This is a genomic window from Nostoc sp. UCD121, assembly GCF_014222285.1.
Taxonomy (GTDB): Bacteria; Cyanobacteriota; Cyanobacteriia; order Cyanobacteriales; family Nostocaceae; genus Nostoc.
Map to the genome: position 1 here is coordinate 1 of NZ_JACKZS010000300.1, position 6,757 is coordinate 6,757.

6 protein-coding genes and 1 pseudogene are annotated in these 6,757 nt (G+C 39.0%); 5 read left to right on the forward strand and 2 right to left on the reverse strand.

What is annotated here, in order from left to right; genetic code table 11:
- Nucleotides 1-199 precede the first annotated feature (199 nt).
- The 5 genes from GNF10_RS33830 (at nt 200) to GNF10_RS33850 (ending at nt 3,511) form a co-directional block, all read left to right on the forward strand.
- Nucleotides 200-448, forward strand: coding sequence for a hypothetical protein (locus tag GNF10_RS33830; RefSeq protein ID WP_185607389.1), 249 nt, complete (start codon nt 200-202; stop codon nt 446-448).
- Between the two features lie 18 nt (nt 449-466).
- On the forward strand, nt 467-1,150 hold the full coding sequence (locus GNF10_RS33835; RefSeq protein ID WP_185584704.1) for a hypothetical protein: 684 nt from the start codon (nt 467-469) through the stop codon (nt 1,148-1,150).
- Nucleotides 1,151-1,669: 519 nt separating this feature from the next.
- On the forward strand, nt 1,670-1,837 hold the full coding sequence (locus GNF10_RS33840) for a hypothetical protein (RefSeq protein WP_260446196.1): 168 nt from the start codon (nt 1,670-1,672) through the stop codon (nt 1,835-1,837).
- 133 nt (nt 1,838-1,970) lie between these two features.
- Entirely contained in the window at nt 1,971-3,161 is a 1,191-nt protein-coding gene (locus tag GNF10_RS33845; RefSeq protein WP_185582170.1) for a hypothetical protein, read from the forward strand.
- 122 nt (nt 3,162-3,283) lie between these two features.
- Nucleotides 3,284-3,511, forward strand: coding sequence for a hypothetical protein (locus GNF10_RS33850; protein WP_185582169.1), 228 nt, complete (start codon nt 3,284-3,286; stop codon nt 3,509-3,511).
- A 110-nt stretch (nt 3,512-3,621) separates the two neighbouring features.
- Here the strand turns inward: GNF10_RS33850 and GNF10_RS33855 are convergent, their stop codons facing one another.
- Nucleotides 3,622-5,568 (reverse strand): calcium-binding protein, encoded by a 1,947-nt coding sequence (locus GNF10_RS33855; RefSeq protein ID WP_185607390.1) that lies wholly within the window; start codon nt 5,566-5,568, stop codon nt 3,622-3,624.
- 843 nt (nt 5,569-6,411) lie between these two features.
- Nucleotides 6,412-6,663, reverse strand: a pseudogene (locus GNF10_RS39105) (transposase); the annotation flags it as partial.
- Nucleotides 6,664-6,757: the final 94 nt, after the last annotated feature.

Genomic DNA, 6,757 nt, shown 5'->3' on the forward strand with positions numbered 1-6,757 from the left:
TCTGCATATACAGATGACTCAGCCAAAATAGATTGTGATCAAGAAATTGTTGGCGAAGTTTCCGCAGTGGGGAATTGCGATTGTCGATGGGGTGCTGGTTGATTGGAATGAGTAGTAATCACTCTTACTATAAGAATTTACTATTTAATAACGGTAATATTTGATACTAAAATATTGGTGGAACTTGTGCGGTGTAATTATGTTGACTCACTTAATTTCGGCTTATCGTCTTCAAGAAAATTATTTATTAAAATTATCTCAAGGAATGGGTTATTCTCACACAATCCTAAATTTTTTTCAACAGGGTAAAGTTCCTGAGAAAAAATCTTGGACAGAAAAGTTGTTGCAGTACTACCAAAAATGCCAGATGGATTCAAAAATACGTCGCTTGCATCTAGCATTTCAAAAAGGTGTAGAGTTAGCTTTAAAAGAACTCATCGCTCAATAAAAATTATTTATTTTCCAAATGGATAGTAGCCTAATTTCTGAAGCTATTGAAAGATTGAACCAAATGGCTCGGCTCAATGTTCAAATCAGTTGGCGGTATTGCTCCTCAGATACTCCCGATGCCAATATCGGCATCTCTACACAAATTTTGAACTGGCCGATCGCTCAACTCAATGTCAAAGGACACATTACCATACCTGCTGGTGGTCAAGTGTTATGGCTTGCTCAACAATTTATTATCCCTGAAGATTTGCATGGCTATCCTTTGACTGATTTAGCATTACGGCTGGGGTTAACTTGGTGGGCAAAAGATGTCAAAATTTTTGTGAATGGCTCTCTAGTACAATCAGGAGATTTGTTAGATGCCTCAACCAGGGTATTGCTGATTCCGTCTGTGAAAACAGGTGAGGAGATTATTGTTGCATTACGCTTAGTAAGTCCAGATAATGATCAAGGTGCATTGATGCGATCGCACCTTGTATATGAGTCTACCAGTGATGATCGCCTTGACCCTGGTTTTGTCGCTGATGAGTTAACTATCTTGCAGCGCTATCTAGAAACCGAAGCACCAGAAAAATTAGACAGTATGACACTTGCTGTCACTCTAATTAATTGGGCAGCTTTGCCAGATGGTCAATTCTTTGAGCAATCACTTGCAATTTTACGCCAAAACCTAGCTAACCTGTCAAGTAATGAGACGTAAATTAAGAAAGTTACCCGTAATAACAGTTTTGTTTCTCTGTCTAACTTCTCTAAGTGTCCGCCGTAGTTATCAATCAGTTGGTTAATTAAGTCTGTTTGTCCGTAATAAGTAACTAAGTCTGTTGTCATTTTTCTTCGCCTTATTAACTATGTTATACCAATTTAATATGAAGCTGCATAGAAAAGAGCTTCTAAAATAAAGTTATAAGAAGAGACAGATATTACCTGCTCAAGTGTAAGTTGGTCAAATATTTCTTGGATGCGATCGCGTAAAGTTTGTAAAGAAGAGAAAAGTTGATTTTTGAGTGGTTTCTTGAGGAGCTGCCAAAGCCTTTCAATGGGATTAAGTTCAGGGGCTGAAGGCCCCTGCCTAGGGTGTTGACTCGAAGGGTTTTAAGGTGGTAAATTTTCATGCAAGAAGTACGTAGCTTGACAAAAGTTAATGCAAGAGTTTAAAAGCCCAACCAGCCGATTAGCAAGATTGTTTCGCAACGGTCGAGACAATTGGAAAGAGAGAGCTTTGGAAAAACAGAAAAAACTTAGAGCATTAGAAATAAAAGTTAGAGATTTATCAGCCTCACGAGACTATTGGAAAAGCAGAGCAAAAATTGCAGAATCAAAGCTACTCAAACAGAATATTGAGATAGGAGACGAAAAAAAAAGAGATAGTTACAAGCGCTCTAGGTAATTTGGAAACAAGTGGACAGGCTCTTGTTCAGACAGCGAAGGGACATCATTATTCAGTCGAAACAATTCAAATATCAGTACAGCAAGTTATCAGTTGTGGCAATAGTTTGCGAGGAGTTGAGAAAACTTTTGAGTTGTACGTTGATTTTTCCAAACATGAGACTCCAAGCTTTAGTAGTATTAGAAAATGGTTAGGGCGAATTGGGCTATACGAACTCAACAGAGAAAAAGAATATCGAAGTGATTGGATCTTTATCGTAGATTTGACTGTAGAACTAGGATCAGAAAAAGCTTTTGTAGTGTTGGGAGTTTCACAACAACTACTTGAGTCAGAAATTTTTCCTTTAAAACGAGGATTAAGACATCAAGATGTTGAACTTCTTGCATTAGAAATTATGTGTTCGACGAAGGGAGAGATAATCGAGCAAAAACTCTCTGAACTAACAAAAAAAGTTGGTCGTCCAATACAAATAATAGCTGACCACGGCAGTGATATCCAAAAAGGAATCAAGTTGTATCAAGAAAATTATTCGGAAGTAATTTACACCTATGATGTGACTCATGCAATGGCTTTATTGCTCAAGCATGAGTTAGTAGCCGATGAGAAATATCAGTCTTTTATCCAGCAATGTACACGATGTCGGCAACAACTACAACAAACAGAGTTATCTTTTTTATCTCCCCCATCTCAACGTTCACAATGTCGTTATTTTAATATTGAAAGGTTGATTAATTGGGCTACTAAAATTTTAGAATCTCCAGTAGACACAATAGTAGAACTTTTACCAAATATTGAGTCTTCCGTTTTGCACCAGAAATTGAAAGATAAATTAGGATGGTTAATCAATTACCAACAATCACTCAGCATTTGGAAGCTGATGGTTAAAATGACTCGAACTGTAGAGACTCAACTTAAAATTTGTGGGCTTAATGAACAATCAAGCAGCTTTTTGAATTTACAGCAGTTATCAATGGAAACTAATTCTTTAGTTAGCTTTCAACTAAAAATTATAGAATATTTGACAATTGAAAGCTCTAAAATTCAGCCAGGACATACAATTCTTGCAACTTCTGATGTGATTGAATCGCTTTTTGGCAAATATAAACAGTTTTCTGCTCGATGTCCTCTTAAACAGATAGGTCAGATGATTTTGAGCATTTCTTTATCTACTATGAAGTTGACAGGATCTGTTGTAAAACTTGCCTTAGAAACAGTTCGGTACCTTGATCTTGAAGCTTGGTCTGATCAAGTTTTTGGTCGATCTATGCTTTCAAAGAGAAGAACCGTGTTTTTTGCTTCAAATGACGACACAGAAACTGCATGAAAACTTTTGAGCCAATTTCTCACAAAGTCAACACCCTAGCCCCTGCCCCCTTGCTCCCATGCCTTCTTCATCGCCGTCCACACCCCCCAATAATGAAGTGGAGATAATAATTGGGGGGGGGTATGGACACAGAGGTAGAACTCGGTGATTCTTGGTGGAAGCGGGTTAAATATTATGCTCAGTTAGCGATTGAACGTGTAGAGAATGGGGTTGATGCTGTAAAAGAATTACTCAGTAAGTTGACGAGTGATGAGCGTTGCGGCGTGATGCTGGAGTTTGAAGACGCAAGCCCTGACAAATTTGCTCAACTGCTGGCAGATGCTCCCCATTGGGTGGAATGGATGGCGTGAGATGCGATCGCTTCCCAAAAGAATTTGCATTGAGCAAAACAGATGCGAGATGCTAAAAATAGCACCCCGCAAACCTGACCACTTGGTGACTTGCTCCCGCACTACTCGGATTAACTAACCACAAAATTGCTGTTGCTTAGTGACAATCCAGTAGATAGTTGTGCAAATTGTACTTGAGCAAACCCAGACGCACTGCCATCAGTATCAAAGAACAATCCACCTGTAGCGCTGTTGTAGATAAATCGCTCTTCGCTAGTGTTTGCAGATGTTCCGATTTTCAACTGACTAGCAGATAGTATACCTGCTGATAAGCCGCCACCAAAACCAAAAGCCGAGACTTGAATTACTTCATTAGCGGTGTGGAAATCAAAAATGCGATCGCTACCTTCATTGAAACTATTGAAAACAAAGGTATCAGTACCACTTTTTCCTATTAAGCTATCATTACCTTTGCCACCTATAAGCGTATCATTGCCATTTCCACCTTTGAGGGTATTTTTACCAGTAGCACCAGAAGCAGTGAGAATATCGTTGCCGTCGCCACCGTTAAGAGTGTTATCGCCTGATGAATTGCTAACATTCAAGTAATCATTACCAGCGCCACCGTTAAGAGTGTTATCGCCAGAGATCCCATCAACTCCATAGGAAACATATAAAGATGATGGGTCAAAGGCAAACAGAGAATCATTACCACTGCCACCAACAAGCAGGTTATTACCATCTGAAAACTGAGTAACTAAATTGTCGTCACCAGCACCACCGTTGAGGGTATTATTGCCAGAAACAAAATTTACGAAAGCTTCTCCTCGGTATATGAACACGTCCCCAGAGACACTAAGCGAATCATTGCCATCGTCGCCAGAAAGTAAGCTATTGCCTAATGAATTTTCACCACTTAAGCTATCGTTACCTGCACCACCCTTGAGGGTATCATTGCCAATACCACCTCCGTAGAGGGTATCATTCCCATTGCTTCCCACAATTAAGTCATCGAAGGAAGAACCTATAATAGTTAATTTTTCGATATTTTTGTAACTAACTTGACTTGTGCCGGCAGTAATTACTCCAGTGTTAGTAGTTGCATTGAAAGTCGAAGTGGTTTTTCCAGCAGCATTACCGAAACTCAACAAATCCTCACCCATACCGCCATCTACCGTATCATTGCCACCTCCAGAGCTTTCATTTATCGTATCGTTGCCATTGGTTCCCACAATATAGTCATTGTATTGACTGTCTATAATATTTAATCGCTCGATATTCTTGTAGTTAATCCGATTGGTATCTACCGAAATTGAGCCAACTTTAGTACTAGGATTGAAAGTCGAAGTGATTCCGCTAGTTGCATTCGGATCGTAGCCTAAGACATTTAACAAATCGTCACCTGTACCGCCATCTAGGGTATCATTGCCAATAACACCCACAGAAAGCGTATCATTGCCATTGCTGCCCACAATTAAGTCATTGTACTTTGTCAGACCTGAAAGCACTGTAATCACTAAGCTTTCAATATTGTTGTAGTTAATCAGATTCTTGTCTAGTGCGATGGATCCGGTGTTTGTGGCAGTATTGAAAGTCGTTGTGATTGCCCCGGCAGGCTCAATAAATCTGAGGTCTAACAAATCATTACCTCTCCCCCCATCTACTGTTTGAGTTATGAAAGAAGATGGGGACGGATATAAGACAATAGAAAAGGAATCATCGCCATTCCCTCCATTGAGAGTGTTATTGCCAAATACGGAAGTTTCATAGTTATCGCTATAGGCAGTGACAGTCAGAGAATCATTGCCATCCCCTCCATTGAGGATGTTATCACCTGTTGAAGATATAGCTTCCAAGGTATCATCACCAGCGCCACCATTAAAGGTATTATTACCGGAGCTAAAGAAGTTGCTTCCATCGCCAAAGATAGAGATAAAATCATTACCATCCTCACCTGTTAAGGTATCGTTGCCATCATTCCCTGTGATGACATCATTCCCAGCTTTGCCATTAATTGTGTCGGCATCGCTACTACCATTTAGGGTATCGTTTGCGTTGGTTCCAATGATATTTGACATAACTTTTTCTTACCTGAATTGATTTTTGCGGTAAATGAAGTTCTCTATTTGCTGTGAGTGCTGTCTGAGCGCATAACATTTCGCCGAAAGCATCATATTTCGGCATACCTTATATCACGTTGGAAAATTAGAACGTTTTGATGAAAAATCTCCTTCTAAGTTGCTTGCAAGTAGTATTTATCCAACTATTGAGGGCTATCTACGTCTTAAGCACCGTACACATTTGTGAGGATGTAGATTCACAAAAACAATTAGTTTCAGGCTTGTTTTAAGTGTCTTTCTTCAATAGTTTTGTTAAGCATTTAGCCTCAACATTACTGAAAAATACTTGAAAAGCCAAGCTCGAATGTCCCAAACCAAAATTTGATAATTGGGTTGGGCGAATGCTTAAGTCGTACTAGTTTGAAAATAGGGAACACTTAACAAGAATAGGATAAATAATCTCTATGCCTTTTTTGTAGGCGAACGCCCTTGGGTATCTGGCTTACAATTGGAAATATCTTCAGATAACATCATACTAAATTAATCTAGAGTATTTACTTAAATTTGTAGATTTAGACGAATATCTTTGCATATTCTTTATATTGTTGCTAACAAATCTATACATAAGCACTGAACTTTGTATATGCTTTATATTTTGCGAGTCAGAGTCAGTAGATCGAAAACTTTTGTCAGTTAACGAAAGAATGAAGGTTTGAGTCGTCGGTTTTGAGACAGCCTAAGCTCGACTTTATCCAAAATTAAGAACTCGCTTCCTTTACCCGGAAAAAACCCTAGCTTTTTGGCAAATACTTTTTTGGTATCACAGATCATCGATTAAGTTAAAAAAGTAAAACTACTGTCCTACAAAGGTTTCAGCTTAAGCGTTCGTGCAACGACTCCGCAGGAGTATCGCATTGTGAAAAAAAATGCATAAAGTCGAGCTAAGAGAGTGTTTGAAAAGTTTTGAAGAGTAACATTTGATGCCAATCGCCTCACCATGATCCGGATCGTAGCAAGGTAGATAAACGTCTCTGATGTTTCGGGCAATAACTCATAGTCTCTGAGCAACCGCCGACACCCCATGAGCCAACCAAAAGTGCGCTCAACCACCCAATTTTATAAAGATGTTTGCTTGATATTAAGAGATTTTTATCTATCTGGCGGTAGAGATTACATTCAGTAACGTAAAATTCTCTTAAAAGGTTAA

Excerpts from the sequence above, each read along its gene's own strand:
- GNF10_RS33855 (WP_185607390.1), bottom strand. The coding sequence starts at position 5,568 with ATGTCAAATATCATTGGAACCAACGCAAACGATACCCTAAATGGTAGT.
- GNF10_RS33850 (WP_185582169.1), top strand. The coding sequence starts at position 3,284 with ATGGACACAGAGGTAGAACTCGGTGATTCTTGGTGGAAGCGGGTTAAA.
- GNF10_RS33835 (WP_185584704.1), top strand. The coding sequence starts at position 467 with ATGGATAGTAGCCTAATTTCTGAAGCTATTGAAAGATTGAACCAAATG.
- GNF10_RS33830 (WP_185607389.1), top strand. The coding sequence starts at position 200 with ATGTTGACTCACTTAATTTCGGCTTATCGTCTTCAAGAAAATTATTTA.